Annotated in this window: 14 protein-coding genes; 9 read left to right on the top strand and 5 right to left on the bottom strand. The window is 56.8% G+C overall.

The features are described 5' to 3' along the window. Positions 1-9 precede the first annotated feature (9 nt). Positions 10-882: a 3-methyl-2-oxobutanoate hydroxymethyltransferase gene (panB, locus tag ACI2I1_RS01030; RefSeq protein ID WP_404677554.1), complete on the bottom strand. Its 873-nt coding sequence runs from the start codon at positions 880-882 to the stop codon at positions 10-12. Positions 883-1,012: 130 nt separating this feature from the next. On the opposite strand from panB, the gene ACI2I1_RS01025 reads away from it, so the two are divergent. Together ACI2I1_RS01025 and ACI2I1_RS01020 are read left to right on the top strand one after the other, a co-directional pair. After that, positions 1,013-2,443 (top strand): sodium-dependent transporter, encoded by a 1,431-nt coding sequence (locus ACI2I1_RS01025; protein ID WP_404677553.1) that lies wholly within the window; start codon positions 1,013-1,015, stop codon positions 2,441-2,443. A gap of 104 nt (positions 2,444-2,547) precedes the next feature. Next, complete coding sequence (locus tag ACI2I1_RS01020; protein ID WP_404677552.1) at positions 2,548-4,122, top strand: amino acid permease; 1,575 nt, start codon at positions 2,548-2,550, stop codon at positions 4,120-4,122. A 47-nt stretch (positions 4,123-4,169) separates the two neighbouring features. Here the strand turns inward: ACI2I1_RS01020 and ACI2I1_RS01015 are convergent, their stop codons facing one another. Further along, entirely contained in the window at positions 4,170-4,655 is a 486-nt protein-coding gene (locus ACI2I1_RS01015) for a pyridoxamine 5'-phosphate oxidase family protein (RefSeq protein WP_404677551.1), read from the bottom strand. A gap of 138 nt (positions 4,656-4,793) precedes the next feature. On the opposite strand from ACI2I1_RS01015, the gene ACI2I1_RS01010 reads away from it, so the two are divergent. Then, positions 4,794-5,690 carry an ImuA family protein gene (locus ACI2I1_RS01010; protein WP_404677550.1) on the top strand — a complete coding sequence of 299 codons (897 nt, stop codon included), beginning with the start codon at positions 4,794-4,796 and terminating at the stop codon, positions 5,688-5,690. A 56-nt stretch (positions 5,691-5,746) separates the two neighbouring features. Next, the gene (locus ACI2I1_RS01005) at positions 5,747-7,255 is read left to right on the top strand and encodes a Y-family DNA polymerase (protein ID WP_404678308.1); all 1,509 of its coding nucleotides are present in this window, start codon (positions 5,747-5,749) and stop codon (positions 7,253-7,255) included. 18 nt (positions 7,256-7,273) lie between these two features. Here ACI2I1_RS01005 and ACI2I1_RS01000 read toward each other — a convergent pair whose 3' ends face one another. After that, positions 7,274-7,672 (bottom strand): PilZ domain-containing protein, encoded by a 399-nt coding sequence (locus tag ACI2I1_RS01000; RefSeq protein WP_221543109.1) that lies wholly within the window; start codon positions 7,670-7,672, stop codon positions 7,274-7,276. Positions 7,673-7,811: 139 nt separating this feature from the next. Further along, positions 7,812-8,630 (bottom strand): alpha/beta fold hydrolase, encoded by an 819-nt coding sequence (locus ACI2I1_RS00995; RefSeq protein ID WP_404677549.1) that lies wholly within the window; start codon positions 8,628-8,630, stop codon positions 7,812-7,814. Positions 8,631-8,801: 171 nt separating this feature from the next. On the opposite strand from ACI2I1_RS00995, the gene ACI2I1_RS00990 reads away from it, so the two are divergent. From ACI2I1_RS00990 to ACI2I1_RS00970, 5 genes are read left to right on the top strand one after another with little or no spacing between them, the layout of a single operon-like run. Continuing rightward, positions 8,802-10,046 carry a putative DNA modification/repair radical SAM protein gene (locus ACI2I1_RS00990; protein WP_404677548.1) on the top strand — a complete coding sequence of 415 codons (1,245 nt, stop codon included), beginning with the start codon at positions 8,802-8,804 and terminating at the stop codon, positions 10,044-10,046. Continuing rightward, positions 10,043-11,494 carry a UdgX family uracil-DNA binding protein gene (locus ACI2I1_RS00985; protein WP_404677547.1) on the top strand — a complete coding sequence of 484 codons (1,452 nt, stop codon included), beginning with the start codon at positions 10,043-10,045 and terminating at the stop codon, positions 11,492-11,494. Before ACI2I1_RS00990 ends, ACI2I1_RS00985 begins: the two co-directional genes overlap by 4 nt. A gap of 18 nt (positions 11,495-11,512) precedes the next feature. Next, complete coding sequence (locus ACI2I1_RS00980; RefSeq protein WP_404677546.1) at positions 11,513-15,046, top strand: error-prone DNA polymerase; 3,534 nt, start codon at positions 11,513-11,515, stop codon at positions 15,044-15,046. Between the two features lie 23 nt (positions 15,047-15,069). Then, a complete protein-coding gene (locus tag ACI2I1_RS00975) occupies positions 15,070-15,708 on the top strand; it encodes a LysE family translocator (protein ID WP_404677545.1) in 639 nt (212 codons plus the stop codon). Continuing rightward, positions 15,705-16,430, top strand: a complete 726-nt coding sequence (locus ACI2I1_RS00970; protein WP_404677544.1) for an extensin family protein — start codon at positions 15,705-15,707, stop codon at positions 16,428-16,430. Before ACI2I1_RS00975 ends, ACI2I1_RS00970 begins: the two co-directional genes overlap by 4 nt. Here the strand turns inward: ACI2I1_RS00970 and phoB are convergent, their stop codons facing one another. After that, the gene (phoB, locus tag ACI2I1_RS00965; RefSeq protein WP_221543210.1) at positions 16,431-17,120 is read right to left on the bottom strand and encodes a phosphate regulon transcriptional regulator PhoB; all 690 of its coding nucleotides are present in this window, start codon (positions 17,118-17,120) and stop codon (positions 16,431-16,433) included. Between the last annotated feature and the right edge of the window lie 27 nt (positions 17,121-17,147).

Raw genomic sequence — 17,147 nt, 5'->3', positions numbered from 1 at the left:
AGGGATTCCTCAGCCCTTCGGCTGGTAAGTCTGGTCAGATGACGGGAAAGCGCGTCCACGCACTTCTTCGGCGTATTGCGCCACCGTCTTTTCAATTACGTCGGCTATATTTTCGTATTTCTTGACGAACCGGGGCACGCGATCGAACATTCCGAGCATGTCCTCGGTCACGAGGACCTGTCCGTCGCACTGCGCGGAGGCGCCGATGCCGATTGTCGGACAAGCGACAGCTTTCGTCGCCTCTACTGCGATTGGTTCAAGCACCCCTTCCAGAACGATCGCGAACGCCCCCGCTTCATCCAGCGCCTTCGCATCGCCGATGATCTTTTGAGCTTCCGCCTCATCACGGCCACGAGCCATGTAACCACCAAGGACATTCACTGCCTGAGGTGTCAGGCCGACGTGTCCCATGACTGGTATGCCTCTTTGATTGAGGAATGCGACGGTCTCGGCCATCTGCTCGCCGCCCTCTAGCTTAACCGCTGCAGCGCCGCTTTCCTTCAACAGACGAGCTGCGCTGTCGAAAGCTTTCTCTTTCGAGCCTTCGTAAGAACCGAAGGGCATATCGACGACTACCACTGCATGGTAACTCCCGCGCACCACAGCCGCAGCGTGATTGACCATCATATCCATGGTCACAGGCACGGTTGAAGGTAGCCCATATATCACCTGCCCCAGGGAATCACCTACCAGCAACATATCACAATGTGCGTCGAGCAGTTGTGCCTGTCTCGCTGTATATGCGGTGAGCATGACAAGAGGTTCGCGGCTATCGCCATCGCTCTTTCGGGCACGAATCTTTGGTACTGTCAGCCGCTTCATGGGCTGCGGTGTGGGATTGGCGCGGCTTGTGCTGGTGTCGAGCTGGAAGGTCGTTGACATATGGCACGCCCTAGCAAGCGTTGTCGACAGTTGGAAGCGAGGCTTGGACAGGGGCGGGATTACGTGCTTAAAGCCCGCGCATGTGAGCGGTGCGGGAGGCACTGCCTGATGGAGAGGGAATTAGTCGAGAATGGTCGCTGCCGGAAAAACTACGGGTGAGGGTTGGTCCTCACGCTCTGCTTTCATTCTTGCTGCGGTCGGCGCTGCGGTCGGTCTTGGAAATATCTGGCGTTTTCCGACACTCGCAGGTGAGAGCGGGGGCGGTGCGTTCGTCATATTCTACATCGCCTGCGTTTTCCTGCTCGGCCTTCCTCTGGTTCTTTCCGAGGTCTTCATCGGCCGCGTCGGTCAGACCGATGCTGTCGGCTCTATCCGTAAAGTGGCTCAGGCATCAAAAGCATCGCCAAGCTGGTCCATCTTCGGTGGTATCGGCGCGGTTGCCGCCTTTCTGATCGTGTCCTTCTATTCGGTCGTGGCTGGCTGGGTCCTCTACTACGCGGGAGTGATGGGATGGGATTTGGTGCAGGCGATTGCCTCAGGCGATTTTTTCCGTGGCGCACTTGCAGGCGAGAATGAAGCTCAGATCCAGCAGAGGCTGGGGGATATGTTCGCTTCGTGGCCGCTCCTGCTCGTCATGCACTTGGGTTTCATGGGGCTTACGCTTTATATTGTGGCGCGAGGAGTAAGTTCCGGCATCGAAAAGGCGGCGACTTACCTTATGCCTGCGTTTTTCGTTCTGCTCATCGGACTGGTCCTTTATGGGGCAATAGAAGGGGACATCGGTGAAGCGGCCGCTTTCCTGTTCACCCCCGACTGGTCAAAGCTTACACCTGAAGTTATGAATTCTGCGCTCGGCCAAGCTCTTTTTTCTCTGTCGCTCGGCGTTGCAGGCCTCATTACCTACGGCTCCTACATCAAGGAGAAAAGCAATCTGGGCGCAACAGCTGCTATGATTGCCATCGCGGATACCAGTGTCGCGTTGCTGGCGGGCCTTATGATCTTCCCGATCGTGTTTGCTGTGGGCCTCGATCCCGCAGCGGGGCCGACGCTGGTGTTCCAGACGCTGCCCTTCGCATTCCAGACTATGCCTGGGGGCGCGTTGTTCGGCTTTCTTTTCTTCTTGCTCATCCTCGTAGCTGCAATCACCAGTTCGATCTCGCTGTTGGAAGTGCCCACGGCTTGGGGGATCGGTGAACTGGGCTGGAGCCGTCCTAAATCCGCTTTGGTCTTTGGGGTTGGGGCCTTCCTGATCGGCATTTTCTGCCTGCTAGGTTACAACGTTCTTTCGGATGTAAGGCCGCTCGGATTCTGGTCGCTTTTTGCAGAGACGGACATTCTCGACACCATCGATGGGTTTACCGGAAAAATCATGTTGCCGCTCGGAGCGCTGCTTACGTCACTCTTCATCGGGTGGAAAGCAGACGGCAATCTGCTTCGCACGACCACGGGCCTTTCGCCGATTGCCTTTGGAGTGTGGCGGTTTCTGATCGCTTGGCTGTGTCCGCTTGCAGTGACGATCATTCTCGTGACGGGCCTTTTTCCGAGCATCTTGGGAGGCTGAGCAAAATCCTCTTTTCCGTCCGGAAGTTCGCGCGTAAATGATGAGCTTCCGGTTGGCGGAGCGGGGTTGTCTCGCGGCGGGCCGGTGGAGGCCTCTGGCCGTATATGATCTTCGACAGGGTGAAGCCGCTCGATGCCATTCTGGCTGCGGCGCAAAGGAAGTCGTTGCACCGTTCATTGGGCGCGCTGCAATTAATGCTGTTTGGCATCGGTTGTATCATCGGTACCGGAATTTTCGTTTTGACGGCTGCGGGCGCTCAAAAGGCAGGTCCGGGCCTAATGCTGGCATTTGTCATCGCGGGGGCCGTCTGCGTGGTAGCGGCGCTCTGTTACGCCGAGATCGCTTCAATGATCCCGGTAGCCGGTTCGGCTTACACTTATAGTTATGCCACCGTCGGGGAATTGGTCGCTTGGACCGTAGGCTGGGCGCTTATCCTCGAATACGCAATTGCCGCGTCGGCAGTTTCGGTGGGATGGTCCGGCTATTTCAGCGGCACCATTCTGAATGAATTTCTCGGCATTGAATTGCCGCGCTGGTTATCTGCAGGCCCACTCGTTTTGGGTGGCGAGGCAGGCGGATTGATCAATCTACCTGCTATGGTCATCGCCTTGCTGATCACATGGTTGTTGATGATTGGCACGAGCGAGAGCGCCAAGGTCAATGCCTTCCTCGTCGCTATCAAAGTGACAGCGCTGACGGCATTTATCGGACTTACTCTGACCAGTGCCTATTTCGATCCGGACAAATTCAATCCGTTTCTTCCGGCCGGTCTGTTCGGCGGGTTCGGCTCTGGGGTAGGTGCTGTAGGTGCTGCCGCGACTATCTTCTTCGCCTATGTGGGGTTCGATGCCGTATCTACAGCTGCTGAAGAAACCAAGAACCCGCAGCGCAATGTTCCAATAGGTCTGGTCGGCTCTCTCATATTCTGCACTGTATTTTATATACTCGTGGCGGCGGGAGCGATCGGGACTATCGGTGGGCAGCCTATCATGGGGCCCGGCAATATTCCCTTTCCTGCAGGTTCCGAGGAGTTAGCCCGGCAATGCGCTCTTCCGGAGCACGTCGAGGCGTTGGTCTGCTCCAATGAAGCCTTGGCGCATGTGCTGCGTCAGATCGGATTTTCAGGGATTGGGAATGTTCTTGGCGTGGCTGCTTTTCTCGCCTTGCCATCGGTCATTCTTGTCCTGCTTTTTGCTCAGACCAGAATATTTTTCGTGATGAGCCGCGATGGCTTGCTGCCGGATGGTCTTTCGAAAGTGCATCCTCGGTGGAAGACGCCCTATGTCGTAACTGCCATTACCGGGGTGATCGTCGCCATCGGGGCCGCATTCTTTCCTGTTGGACAATTGGCCGACATTGCCAATGCGGGAACGCTCTATGCGTTCTTGATGGTGGCAGTGGCGGTCATGGTGCTGCGGCGGACTGCGCCAGAACGGAAGCGAGATTTCCGAACGCCTATTTTGTGGGTGGTAGGCCCGGCAACTATTTTCGGTTGTGCTTTTTTGTTTCTCAATCTGCCAAGTGCGGCAATGCTGGTATTGCCTGTCTGGAGTTTGATCGGTCTGCTGGTTTATTTCGGCTATAGTAGAAGCCATAGCCGCTTGGGACAGGGCATCGTTGAAGTAGTCGATGATGTGCTTGGGGAAGAAACCGCTGTTCCGATCCATTCGGATCGGTAAGAATCGAAAAGGGCCGCCCTATCGAGGCGGCCCTTTCTTTGATCTTGTCAAAGGTCAGCTGATTTGACGTGCTTTTCTTCAGCCTCTTCGTGGACACTCATCCCCAAGGCCATCTTTGCCGTGTTGAGGAGTCCCAGATCGCCGCTCCAGATTTCGGCATCGCCTAGATCCATGCGCATGAAGAAAATGTCAGGGTCGTTCTTGCCACCGTCGTACCAGGCTTCAACGAAATTGTTCCAGAATTGATCGAAGCGCTCCTGACTGGTTTCTTTTATCAGGTTTCCGTTGAAGCGGGCGAACATCTCGTGGCCCTTGCCGGCGAATGTCGCAGTCACAGGGCCGAGTTTGCAAAAGTCGCTTTTTGTGTGCGTGAAAAACCAGATCGAGCTGTTGGCATCCTTGTCGAGTTGCGGGCTCATCGGGACTGCGCTGGAGCTGTCGTTGTCTAGCTGCAGGAAAAGGAACGGGCTGTCGGCCAGCGCCTTCCAGAATTTGGTCTTCAGTTCGTCGGGATTGCCTTCGGCGTGTTTCATTGTGGTCTCCGAGATTGGTTCATCTGGTCAATGAGCGAACGGCAGGTTTGGTCCCGAGACAGATGAGGGAAAAGATGGAGCAGGAATTGCTAATGGATGGCTTTTGGAACATAATAGGAACACAGAGTCGATTCCCTGATGACCCAAACAGCCATTTCACCTTTACCTGCGACGGTTTCAGATGATGTCGCCACACTGCCTGTCTGGCATAGTGAGCGCTGGCGCCCTGGATTGGCTGCTGTGCAAGGCAAGGCGTTGCACAGCGAAGTTTTCACTTCTTCGAGAGAGGCAACCGGCATCGGGGCCGCATTGGCGCTGGCGCTAGATGACTGGCGTAGCGCCTTATGCAATGATGACAAAGCGGTGCAAGATCAGCGAAATGTATTGTGGGTTCAAACCCGTGAGGCGGCGCGACTGGGTGGTAAGCCGTACCGGCCAGGATTGCCGCCAGATTTGCAGTCGCGTGTAGTTCACGTTCTCACCGACAGACCTGAAGATGCGCTTTTCGCACTGGAGGAAGGGCTGCGCTGTCGCGAACTGTGCTTCGTTATAGGAGAAATTGCAGGCAATCCGAAGGGGCTGGACTTCACTGCTTCACGACGTTTGACGCTGACTGCGCAAAAATACGAAGTGCCTCTATTCCTGCTGAGGATAGATGCGGAGCGTGAACTGTCCTCGGCTCGAATGCGATGGGAAGTGACTGCTGCTCCGTCCGCTGAGCCCAGATGGAACGCGCAGGCCCCTGGCGATCCGTCGTGGCGCGGGGAACTGTTTCGCGCTCGTGCGCATCCGCCCGGTGAATGGATTTTCGAAGAGATCGGAACGCTACTGGAGGCTCGTCGCGACCTACCGAATGATTCTTCGCGGCAGAGTGACAAGACATTTTCAGTCGCTCGGCATATGCAGCCATATTCAGCGCATACCAATGTTGTCGAAAGGCTGTCTTTTAGGCCGAAAGAGACTGCAGTTGAGAGTGCGAACACTGCGCTTTCGGAGCAGCTTCACTTTCGACAGGTCCAAGGCAATCGGCGCTAGTTTGGTGATTTGCCGTGAATGGGCCACGCCGCATCCTCTCTATCTGGCTACCTGCCATGGCCATGGATCGTTGGCGGCTGGGCGCGGTCGAGAGGCGGAAATTCGAAGAAAAGCCCTTTGTTCTGACCGCTGATACAGCGCACGGTCCACGGATCGCTGCCACCAACCGCCCAGGCGCTGCTGCGGGGGCAAGGCCGGGCATGATGCTTGCCGATGCGCGTACGCTTTGTCCTGAAATCATAACGGCAGTTGCCGACCCGGCGGGCGATCTTGTTTTCCTGGAAAAGCTAGCCGTCTGGGCGCGGCGTTGGGGGCCGTGGTCGGCAATAGATGGAACCGATGGCCTGCTGGTCGATGTTACTGCAGTGGCGCATCTTTTCGGAGGCGAAGACAAATTACTTGTCGATGTGGCCGCCGCCTTCACACAGCGCGAGGTTGATATGCGCTGCGCCATAGCTCCGACTGCCGGCGCAGCCTGGGCGCTGGCTCACCACGCTGCATCTGCCACGATCTTGCAACAACATGAGGATATGAAAGCAAGGCTGGGCGAACTTCCTGTAGAAGCGCTAAGGTTGGATCAGGATATCGTTACCGTTCTTCGCCGGCTTGGGCTCAAGAAATTGGGCGAACTTTCCAGGATTGACAGCGATGCGATCAATCGACGGTTTCGCAACCGCAAATCTCCCTCAGCCAATCCGCTCACCCGGCTTGACCAGTTGCTTGGCCGGATACCGGAGCCTTTATTGCCGGTCATTCCCCAAAAAGTACCCATGGTGCAGCGCCGCCTGCTTGAGCCTATCCGTCACCGTCAGCTGCTTGATCAGGTGGTCAGGGATTTGGCTGGTGACATGGCACGCGAACTGGAGGGCAGAGGGGAGGGCGCCCGGGGACTTGAACTCGGCTTATGGCGCGTTGACGGAGAGGTGGTGACGCGCCACATCGAGCTTGCTGCAGCCACACGGGAGGCGGCCCATATTGTGCGCCTTTTTGCCAGAAAGCTTGACGATGTGGATGCCGGATTCGGAATCGAAATGTTGCGACTGCGAGCCATTTGGACCGAAAAGCTGGCGTTGGATCAAAGCGATATCGAGACGGCTTCGCAAAATCACGGCATTGCGCTGTCCACCTTGGTCGATCGGCTTGCGGTACGTCTTGGCCCGGGTGCCATCACGCGGCTCGTGCCCTTTCCCAGCCATATTCCCGAACGTGCGCAGCGCGGCCAATCGCCACTAGAACCGGAACCTACTAGTCAGGGGCAGCTAGCTTTCCATAAACGTCCTTTGAAACTGCTCGACAAAGCCGAGCGTATTGCCGTGCTCTATGCGACCCCCGACGGCTATCCGAAGCGATTTCGCTGGCGCGGCGAGGTGCATGATATCAAACGTGTTGAGGGTCCGGAGCGTATTGCTCCCGAATGGTGGCGCGAGCGGGGCAGCACACGGTTACGCGATTATTACCAGATCGAGGACCAGCGGGGAAGGCGCTACTGGATCTATCGCCTCGGCATTATAGGAGATGGGCGCGGCGATATGCCGGACTGGTACCTGCAGGGCTTATTCGCCTGAGCATCGCCTTTCGCAAGCTCAGCTGTCACGCGAAACTAGCGAAGCCCGGCGTCCTCGTTTGGCTACGGGAATATTATCGAATTTCGCTACCGGACCGGATTCCACTTCAACCACATCACAGGTTTCCTCGACAACCGCTGGAGGTATGGGGCGCTCGAAAAGAAATCCGCAACTGCTGTCACGAGTCCATACGATCTTACCGAAGAACTCGTGCTCTCCCCATGTCAGCAAGCCTGAAACATCTTTTTGCGGCGGATTGGGTGTCTCGAAGCGAGCTCCGGACTGTGAAAGATCTGACAAGCGTCCATCCCGATTACCGCCAGGCATCTTCAACCTTGCACTACAATCTACGGAATAGCGCTGTACCGTTCTGCGCTCGTCGGTCTTCTCACCGGATTTTTTCTGGAAAAGTGCCACTCGGCGAGCCTCTCTTATTCATCTCTTCTTACAAGGTAATGGTTAATTTCGAGTTATCACGAGCCTCAAGTTGCCGTGACAAATGATTGGAAAAGGGGCGCGTAATAGCGCCCCTTATTTGGTATGGTGAGATCCAGGTTCAGTGCTTAGCTTGACCGAGAAACTGGAGGATGTCGTCACTCAGTCGCTCAGTTTGTGTGGCGAAGACGGCATGTGGCTCACCTTCATACTCAATTAGCGATGCGCTTTTGACTTGGTCGGCTACGGCACGGCCAGTGGCGTCAATCGGTACGGTCACATCCTTGGTGCCATGTATGACCAGCGTTGGAACGCGAAAGCTAGCAAGCTCTTCCCGAAAATCGGTCGTTGCGAAAGCATTGGCCGACTGAAGCGTAGCATATTGGCTTGCATGCATGGTCGTTTGCCAAGCCCAGTGGCGTTCTTCGTCGCTTACATCGTTGCCGTAAAAATCTTTGAAGAAACCGGTAAAAAAGGCTCGAAAATCTTTCTTCATGCCCTCTGTCATTTCATCAAAAGTGCTTTGAGGAACGCCGTTGGGATTGTCTTCGGTTTTCAACATGTAGGGCACGACAGAGCTCACAAGCACTGTCTGCGTTACGCCTCGGCCTTCATGGCGCGACATGTAACGAGCGATCTCTCCTCCACCCATCGAAAAGCCGACTAGAGCAACGTTATCGGTCGCTCCGATTTCTTTCATCACATCAGCCAGATCGTCGGCAAAGGTATCATAATCATAGCCTGACTTAGCGTGGTCCGAATGGCCAAAACCGCGACGATCATATGCGATCGCGCGATAGCCGTTTTCTGCCAGTTTCATCATGATCGGATCCCAGCTGTCCGCAGAAAGCGGCCAACCATGAATGAGGATCACAGGCCGTCCTTCGCCCAATTCCTTGTAACGCAGATGCGTGCCATCTCGGGTAGTAATATTTGCCATCAGCACATCCCTTCCGTTCGTTTGCTTTTCAAACAAATCGGGATGGCTGTGAGTTCCGTATGCGCTGCGGAGTCGGCGAAATGAGAAGGGGCACGTCACGAATTTGCGGTATGAAGCACAAGTCTATCATTTGTTCTTGGTAAATTCTAATTTAGAACATATAGAGAACGAATGGCTGTGCAAACCGTCCTTCAGAAGCTCGAGATTCTCGCCGATGCCGCCAAGTACGATGCATCCTGCGCATCCTCCGGCACGGCGAACAAGAACAGTCTCGGAGGCAAGGGCATCGGATCGACGGAAGGCATGGGCATTTGTCACGCATATGCCCCCGATGGACGCTGCATCTCGCTGCTCAAGATATTGCTGACCAATCACTGCGTGTTTGACTGCCATTACTGCGTCAATCGGAAGAGTTCGAACGTGATAAGGGCGCGCTTCACACCGCAAGAAGTGGTCGATCTCACTCTCGCTTTTTACCGGCGCAATTATATCGAAGGTTTGTTTCTCTCCTCCGGCATCGTGAAGAACTCCAACCATACGATGGAGCAGATCGTCGAAGTTGCCCGTATCCTACGCGAAGAGCATGATTTTCGCGGCTATATTCATCTTAAGACCATTCCCGAGGCGGATCCGGAGATCGTCCATCAGGCCGGGCTTTATGCTGATCGCGTCTCAATCAATGTCGAATTGCCGACTGACAGCGGGCTGACCCGCCTCGCTCCCGATAAGGATGCGCGGCAGATTGAAGGTGCAATGGGCAAGGTGAAGGCCGATTTAGTCGAGGCGAAAGATGCAAAGAAGCGGTTTCGCCACGCACCGCGTTTCGCCCCTGCCGGCCAGTCCACGCAGATGATCGTCGGCGCCGATGCCGCGACCGATGCCGATATTGTGGGCAAGGCGAGCCGGCTCTACGATAATTTTCGCCTGCGCCGTGTTTATTACAGTGCCTTTTCGCCGATACCAGATGCCAGCGCTGTGCTGCCGCTCAAGCGCCCTCCCTTGATCCGCGAGCATAGGCTCTATCAATCCGACTGGTTGATGCGCTTCTATGGCTACAAGCCGAGCGACGTAATGCAGGCGACAGAGGCAGACGGGAATCTGCCGCTCGATATTGATCCCAAACTCGCTTGGGCATTGAAGTTTCGCGAAGCTTTTCCGGTGGATGTAAACAGGGCGAGCAAAGAGCAGTTGCTGCGCGTGCCGGGGCTAGGGGTGAAGGCGGTGCACAAAATCCTTGTTAGCCGCCGTCATCGTACACTGCGGCTCGACGACGTAGCACTGCTTACGCAGTCGATCGCCAAGGTGCGGCCTTTTATCTGCACCGTGGACTGGCGGCCAATCACACTGACCGATCGTGCCGACCTGCGCAGTTTGCTCGCACCAAAAACTGAACAGCTTGAACTGTTTGCCGCATGACCGCGCTCCAGCATGTCAAGCTCGGCATCTATTATGTGGTGCACTTGCCCGAGCCGGATGATTTCGATTTCTGGCGTGAACGGGCGCGGGCACTGGTACAATGCGATGTTCCGCCCGATCGCGTCGCCTGGGTCGAACCTGGCGGAAGCGGCGACCTGTTCGCGCATGGTGAATGCCGTGCGCCTGTGCCTCCGGTCGATACCAGTCCCGTACGCGCCAACCGGCGTTTTGTAAGCTTGGCGAAGAATGCGATCCTTCATTCCGATGCAGAACGCTTTGCGCTGCTCTACCGCTTGCTGTGGCGGCTGCAGAACAATCCACGGATCATGGAAGACAAGGCCGATCCCGACGTGCGCCGGATCGAGGAACTGGACAAGAATGTCCGGCGCGACAGCCACAAGATGCATGCCTTCGTGCGCTTCCGGCTCGTAGAGAGTCCAAGTGTTTCAGAGGGGCCGGAATTGGGCGAGCATTACGTCGCCTGGTTCGAGCCCGAGCATCACATCTTGCGCGCGAATGCTGGCTTTTTCATGCGGCGCTTTTCCAACATGCGCTGGTCGATCCTGACCCCGCAGGGCAGCCTGCATTGGGACACTGAGACCATGTCCGAAGGTCCCCCTGCCCAGCGCAGCGATGCGCCCGGCGGGGATCCAATGGAGGATTTGTGGCGCAGCTATTATGCGTCGATCTTCAACCCCGCGCGTCTCAAAGTCGGCGCCATGTTGAAGGAAATGCCCAAGAAATACTGGAAGAATATGCCGGAAGCCGCGCTTATACCCGAGTTGGTGGCGGGAGCGCAGAAACGGGAGAGCACCATGGTCGAGAAAGGTACGCTCGAATTCGAGGAGCGGCCCGAGACGCTGGAAGCGATCGATAAAGCCATCCATGCCTGCCGCAAATGTCCGATTGGTCTGCTCGACAGCCATGCTGTCATGGGGGAAGGGCCGCAAGATGCTGCATTCATGATCGTTGGCGAGCAGCCAGGCGATCAGGAAGATCAGCAGGGCCGTCCGTTCGTCGGTCCGGCAGGCCAGCTGCTTGACGTGCATCTGGAAAAGGTCGGGATTGATCGGCGCGTGGCTTATGTCACCAATACGGTCAAGCATTTCAAATATGTGCAGCGCGGCAAGCGGCGGCTGCACCAGAATCCGGGGGCAAAAGAGATCGATACCTGCCGTTGGTGGATCGAGAGTGAGCGCGCAATTGTGCAGCCCAAGCTGGTTTTGGCCATGGGCGCCAGTGCGGCGCGTGGCATACTGGGAAAAACGGTAAGTATCTCCAAGGTCCGCAGTACCCCGATTCCGCTGGAAGACGGCAGTGAGTTATGGGTCACCGCACATCCTTCCTATCTGCTGCGTCTCGATGGCCGCGCACGCGAGGAGCAAGAGCGATTATTTGATGCCGATCTCGCCGCCGTGAAGGTGAGGCTCGAGGAGCTGACACAATGATTTTCCGGGATCGGTGCGATGCCCGAGAATGACCAGCAGATACCAAAGCGAACCATTGATCTTGATCCCGAGGACGTAAATGCACCAGCGCGCGCACCATTCGTAGAACTGGGTCTTGTTTCCTGTTTCAGTTTCCTGCGTGGAGCCAGCGATGCAGTCGACCTCGCGCTGCAGGCGCAAAAGCTGGGATATGATGCTATCGGGATAGCCGATGCCAATAGCATGGCAGGCGTGGTGCGCATGCATACCGAGGCAAAGAAGCTCAAGCTCAAGCCGTGCATCGGCTGTAGAATAGAGACTGCCGAAGGTTTGGCCTTTCTTGCGTATCCACGAGATCGCCAAGCCTATGGTCGCTTGTGCAGCCTGATTTCTGCAGGTCGGATGAGGACATTCGATGGCCGATGGCAGGAGAAGGGCGCCTGCGACATCTCGCTAGATATGCTTGCTGAGCACAGTGAAGGCGTGCAGTTGATTCTCATCCCGCCGTCGGATCTGGCAAGCGAGTTTACCATTCCCGGCGGTGCTGCTGATGACCATGCCTCGGATGGTGAGAAGGGAAGGGCGCTATACACGGCGAAGTTTCAAGAAATCGTTCCGCTCCTTGCCGCCCGGTTTCCAACGCTGTGTCATATGGCAGCCAGTTTCCTTTATACTGGCGATGATCTTGCCCGGATTGCGCGGATCGACGCGCTTGCAAAGGCTAACGGTCTTTCGATCCTGGCCTCCAATGACGTTCATTATCACACACCCGAACGTCGTCCGCTGCAGGACGTGATGACTGCAATTCGCCACAAGACCACTGTGGCGCGTGCCGCATACTTGCTCCACGGCAATGCCGAGCGATATCTGAAGCCGCCCGAGACGATGTGCCGTTTGTTCGAACCATGGCCGCATGCAATCGAGGCGGCGCGCGCAGTTGCTGACGCCTGCGATTTCAGCCTTGATCAGTTGCGATATGAATACCCCGAGGAATTCTATCCCGAGGGGACCCATCCACAGGCTTATCTTGAAACTGAGACTTGGAAGGGGGCCGACTGGCGCTATCCCGAAGGTGTCCCCAAAAGCGTGGCAGCGACGCTAAGCAAGGAATTGGCGCTGATTGGGAAGATGGATCTTGCCCGCTATTTCCTGACAATCAAGGACATCGTCGACTTCGCTCGAAAGGAGGTTGATCCACCTATTTTGTGCCAAGGGCGCGGCAGTGCGGCCAATTCGGCTGTTTGCTACTGTCTTGGTATCACCAATGTCGACCCGTCGAAACACCAGCTCCTGTTCGATCGCTTCATCTCCGAAGATCGGCGAGAGCCACCTGATATCGACGTGGATTTCGAGCATGAGCGGCGCGAGGAAGTCATCCAGTACCTCTACCGCAAATACGGCCGCAGGCGAGCTGGGTTATGCGCCACGGTGATCCACTATCGTCCGCGAATGGCGATCCGCGAAGTAGGTAAGGCGATGGGTCTGAGCGAGGATGTCACTGCGGCGCTCGCAAAAACCGTATGGGGTGGATGGGGCCGTGAAATCAGTGATAAGCACGCCGCAGAAACCGGCATGGATGTAACCGATCCGCATTTAAAACGCGTTCTCAAATTGACCGAACAGATGATTGGTATGCCACGCCATTTGTCCCAACATGTCGGCGGTTTCATCCTCACCGACGGCGCGCTTACGGAAACGGTTCCGGTTGGTAACGGGGCTATGCCCGATCGCAGCTTTATCGAGTGGGATAAGGACGATATCGATGCGCTCGGTATTCTAAAGGTCGACGTCCTGGCCCTGGGAATGCTTACTTGCATCAGGAAATGCCTCGACCTTCTGGACGATCATCACGGACAACAGCTAAGCCTTGCCACGGTCCCGGGCGAGGATCCGGAAACATATGCCATGCTGCGCAAGGGCGACTCGCTGGGCGTGTTTCAGGTGGAAAGTCGCGCACAGATGAACATGCTGCCTCGTCTGCGGCCGCGCGAGTTTTACGATCTCGTTATTCAGGTTGCGATCGTCCGCCCTGGGCCGATCCAGGGCGACATGGTGCATCCGTACCTCAAGCGTCGCCGCGGAGCAGAGGAGGTGGTTATCCCCGCGCCATCGCCTCAGTGCGGCCCTTCAGACGAGCTATCGAGCATTCTTGAGCGCACGCTTGGCGTACCAATCTTTCAGGAACAGGCGATGAAGATCGCGCTAGATGCGGCCAAGTTTTCGTCCGAGGAAGCGAACCGGTTACGCAAGGCCATGGCGACTTTCCGCAGCCGCGGCATGGTGGACGAATTGCAGGACCTGATGGTCGAACGCATGGTCGATCGTGGCTACGAACGAGATTTCGCCCAGCGCTGCTTCAACCAGATACGCGGTTTCGGCGAATACGGTTTCCCCGAAAGCCATGCGGCGAGCTTCGCCCATCTGGTCTATGTGTCCAGCTGGCTCAAGTGCCACTTTCCAGCGGCGTTCGCCTGCGCGCTGCTCAATTCGCAGCCGATGGGATTTTATGCCCCGGCGCAGATCGTGCGCGACGCGGCGGAACATGGGGTGCAAGTCCTGCCTGCCGATGTGAACCACTCTCACTGGGACTGCACGCTGGAAAAGCTGCAGCCGCCGGATGCTCCCACAGATGGTCGCGTCGGCAATTGCGTGGCGCTGCGGCTGGGCTTGAGGCAGGTCGATGGCCTGTCGGAAGCTGTCGCTGCGCAATTGGTAGCGGAACGAGAAGAAAGGGGCATCTATGCGGATGTGCAAGCCTTGCGCGATCGAGCGCGGATCGGTCCTGCCCATGTCGAACGGCTGGCCAGTGCAGATGCCTTCGGCTCGATGAACCTATCTCGCAGACAGGCACTATGGGATGCGAGGAGCCTAATCGCGGGACCTGACTTGCCGCTGTTCATGGCCGCTGCTGCCCGTGACGAAGGTGCGGAAAAGCAAGTTACGCGGCTGCCGCAAATGCCGCTGTCCGAGGAAGTCGTCGCGGATTACCAGACTACTCGCCTCAGCCTCAAGGCGCATCCCATGACTTTCCTGCGGGCAAGCTTGAACGATCGCGGGTTCGTGCGTGCCTGCGATCTTCGAGAGAAGAAATTTCGCAGCATGGTCCATGTCGCCGGCGTGGTGCTGATCCGCCAGCGACCTGGCAGTGCCAAAGGTGTGTGCTTCATCACTTTGGAAGACGAAACCGGCGTCATCAATCTCGTGATCTGGCCGGATCTGAAGGAGAAGCAGCGGCGGGTGGTGATGGGCGCGCGATTGATGGAAGTACGCGGACGTGTCGAATATGACGACGAAGTGATCCATGTGATCGCACAACACATGACCGATGCGACGGCGGATCTCCACAAGCTCTCCGACGACATGCTCAACGCCCCGCTTGCGCGCGCCGATCATGTCTCCTCACCTTTACCCGACAAGTTCAACCCACGTGACAATCTGCGTGAGGGTCAGAATGATCCTTACCGGCCAGTCGAACCATGGCAGGAGCCACAGCCCGGCAATCGCGAGTGCGGATGGCACCAAGGGCATCCGCGAAATGTTCGCATTATTCCGAAATCGCGCGACTTCCATTGAACCTCGCGTTAGGCGCCGATCGCATGTTTGACGCCGAGCGATTACTGGCTTTTGCTCTTGTCACCGCTGCGACAAGTATCGTGCCCGGACCGTCAATGATGTTTGTCATGGGGCAGGCAATCTGGCGCGGTCCGCGGTCTGGCTGGACAGCGCTGGTGGGTATGCAGATCGGCTACATTATCTGGTGGATCGCTGCGGCATTCGGACTTGGTACGCTGGCTAAGGCCTACCCCCTGGCCTTTCGTCTTCTGGCGCTCTTCGGAATAGCCTATCTCGCGTGGCTAGGGGTAAAAGCCATCTGGCATTCCTTTCATGCCGACGACGCAGATAATGCCGAGCCTTCCCGCAAACCATCGTCCCATGCATTTCGTGATGGAATTGCAGTGGCCATCGGCAACCCCAAGTCACTGGTCTACATGGTGGCGGTCATTCCCCCGTTCGTTGATCCGGAACTGCCGGTGGGATGGCAGATCGTTACGCTCGCGCTGATCGCGCTTGTACTCGATATGATCGTTGGCTCGCTGTATATCTTTGCCGGAAAGCGTTTGGCTGGCGCTATGGAAAAGACCGCAACGCGACGCTGGATCGATCGAGCGATTGGCTGCGTGTTCATTTTGATAGCCTTGGCTGTTGCAGTCGATCTCTATGGAACTGAGCTGTGAAATTCACCTTGTCACGCCATATCGGTAAGTTTGTATTGGACCGACGAGTTCTCGCCCTGCTCGTGCTGGCAAGTCTGCTCATCGCGGCCCGCGCGTGGTTGGCTGCACATCCCGAACACAATCCATGGGCGCCGCTCTCGCTCGACGACCCGCAAGGCTGGGCGACCCAGCAGAAACTTCTCGCCTTACGGGATGACGTGCCCGCCTGCCGCGCAGTGTTGGAGCGCAGCGGTGTGGCATTCAATGTGCTGGATCCGGCGGGAGAGGGAGAGTGCCGCCGAACGGACCGTACTCAATTATCAACCTTTCCGCTAAGTCCCGGCGTGCCCGCAACGACTTGCCCGGTCGCCATCGCTATGGAGCTATGGAAAAAGGATACACTCGAACCCAAGGCTGAAGAAATTTTCGGCAGTAGCATCACGCGAATCGAGCACTTGGGTGCATATTCTTGCCGGCGGATTTATGGCCGCGATGAAGGCGCGTGGAGCGAGCATGCGACTGCAAATGCGCTTGATATTGCAGGTTTCGTGCTCGAAGACGGCAGACGGATTAGCGTGCTTGGCGATTGGGACGGCGAGGCCGATAAGGCGCTATTTCTACGCGAGGTACGTGACGGGGCGTGCACTGCATTCTCGACAGTGCTGTCACCGGATTACAACGCCGCCCACGCCGATCACTTTCATCTGGACATGGATAGCCGCTGGACCAGCGTCTGCCGCTGATCAGGCCGCTTCCAGCGAATATCCCGCGCTACGGACGGTGCGGACCGGATCCTTTGCCCCGTCGATCTCCAATGCTTTGCGGAGCCTACGGATATGCACATCTACGGTCCGCAGTTCGATATCGCTTTCGGTACCCCACACACCATCTAACAATTGGTTGCGGCTGAACACCCGCCCAGGGCTTTCCATGAAGAATTTTAGCAATCGGTATTCGGTCGGGCCCAACTTCAGGGGAGTACCGCGCCGCAAAACTTTATGGGCGACCGGATCCAGCGTCAAATCGCCTACTTCAATGGACTCCCCTGCCAAAACGGGGCGGATCCGGCGCATGACTGCTGCAACCCGGGCCAAGAGTTCGCGCGGGGAAAACGGCTTGGTCAGATAATCGTCTGCGCCCGTCTCAAGGCCGCGGATACGGTCGTCCTCTGCCTCTCGCGCGGTCAGCATGATAATCGGAACATGCGCTGTGGTCTTGTCGCGGCGGAGCCGACGGCAGACTTCGATCCCGCTGGTGCCCTCGATCATCCAATCCAGGATGACGAGATCGGGTACGTCTTCCGATGCCAGCAGCAAAGCATCGTCACCGTCCGCAGTAGTACGGACATCGTACCCTTCATTAGAAAATCTGTATTCAAGAAGTTCCGAGAGGGCGGGATCGTCCTCTACCAACAATAACTTACCTGCCTTCACCTTGGCGCCTTCCTGCGGTTTCTTTGA

The organism is Qipengyuania sp. NPDC077563 (genome assembly GCF_044901345.1).
GTDB lineage: Bacteria > Pseudomonadota > Alphaproteobacteria > Sphingomonadales > Sphingomonadaceae > Qipengyuania > Qipengyuania aestuarii.
Note: the sequence above shows the minus strand (reverse complement) of the source record. Positions and strands in the feature narration are given on the sequence as shown.

Coding starts and splice junctions, on each gene's coding strand:
- ACI2I1_RS01015 (WP_404677551.1), bottom strand. CDS start 4,655: ATGAAACACGCCGAAGGCAATCCCGACGAACTGAAGACCAAATTCTGG.
- ACI2I1_RS00985 (WP_404677547.1), top strand. CDS start 10,043: ATGACCGCGCTCCAGCATGTCAAGCTCGGCATCTATTATGTGGTGCAC.
- ACI2I1_RS00990 (WP_404677548.1), top strand. CDS start 8,802: ATGGCTGTGCAAACCGTCCTTCAGAAGCTCGAGATTCTCGCCGATGCC.
- ACI2I1_RS00980 (WP_404677546.1), top strand. CDS start 11,513: ATGCCCGAGAATGACCAGCAGATACCAAAGCGAACCATTGATCTTGAT.
- ACI2I1_RS00995 (WP_404677549.1), bottom strand. CDS start 8,630: ATGGCAAATATTACTACCCGAGATGGCACGCATCTGCGTTACAAGGAA.
- ACI2I1_RS01010 (WP_404677550.1), top strand. CDS start 4,794: ATGACCCAAACAGCCATTTCACCTTTACCTGCGACGGTTTCAGATGAT.
- ACI2I1_RS01020 (WP_404677552.1), top strand. CDS start 2,548: ATGATCTTCGACAGGGTGAAGCCGCTCGATGCCATTCTGGCTGCGGCG.
- ACI2I1_RS01025 (WP_404677553.1), top strand. CDS start 1,013: ATGGTCGCTGCCGGAAAAACTACGGGTGAGGGTTGGTCCTCACGCTCT.
- panB (WP_404677554.1), bottom strand. CDS start 882: ATGTCAACGACCTTCCAGCTCGACACCAGCACAAGCCGCGCCAATCCC.
- ACI2I1_RS00975 (WP_404677545.1), top strand. CDS start 15,070: ATGTTTGACGCCGAGCGATTACTGGCTTTTGCTCTTGTCACCGCTGCG.
- ACI2I1_RS01005 (WP_404678308.1), top strand. CDS start 5,747: ATGGCCATGGATCGTTGGCGGCTGGGCGCGGTCGAGAGGCGGAAATTC.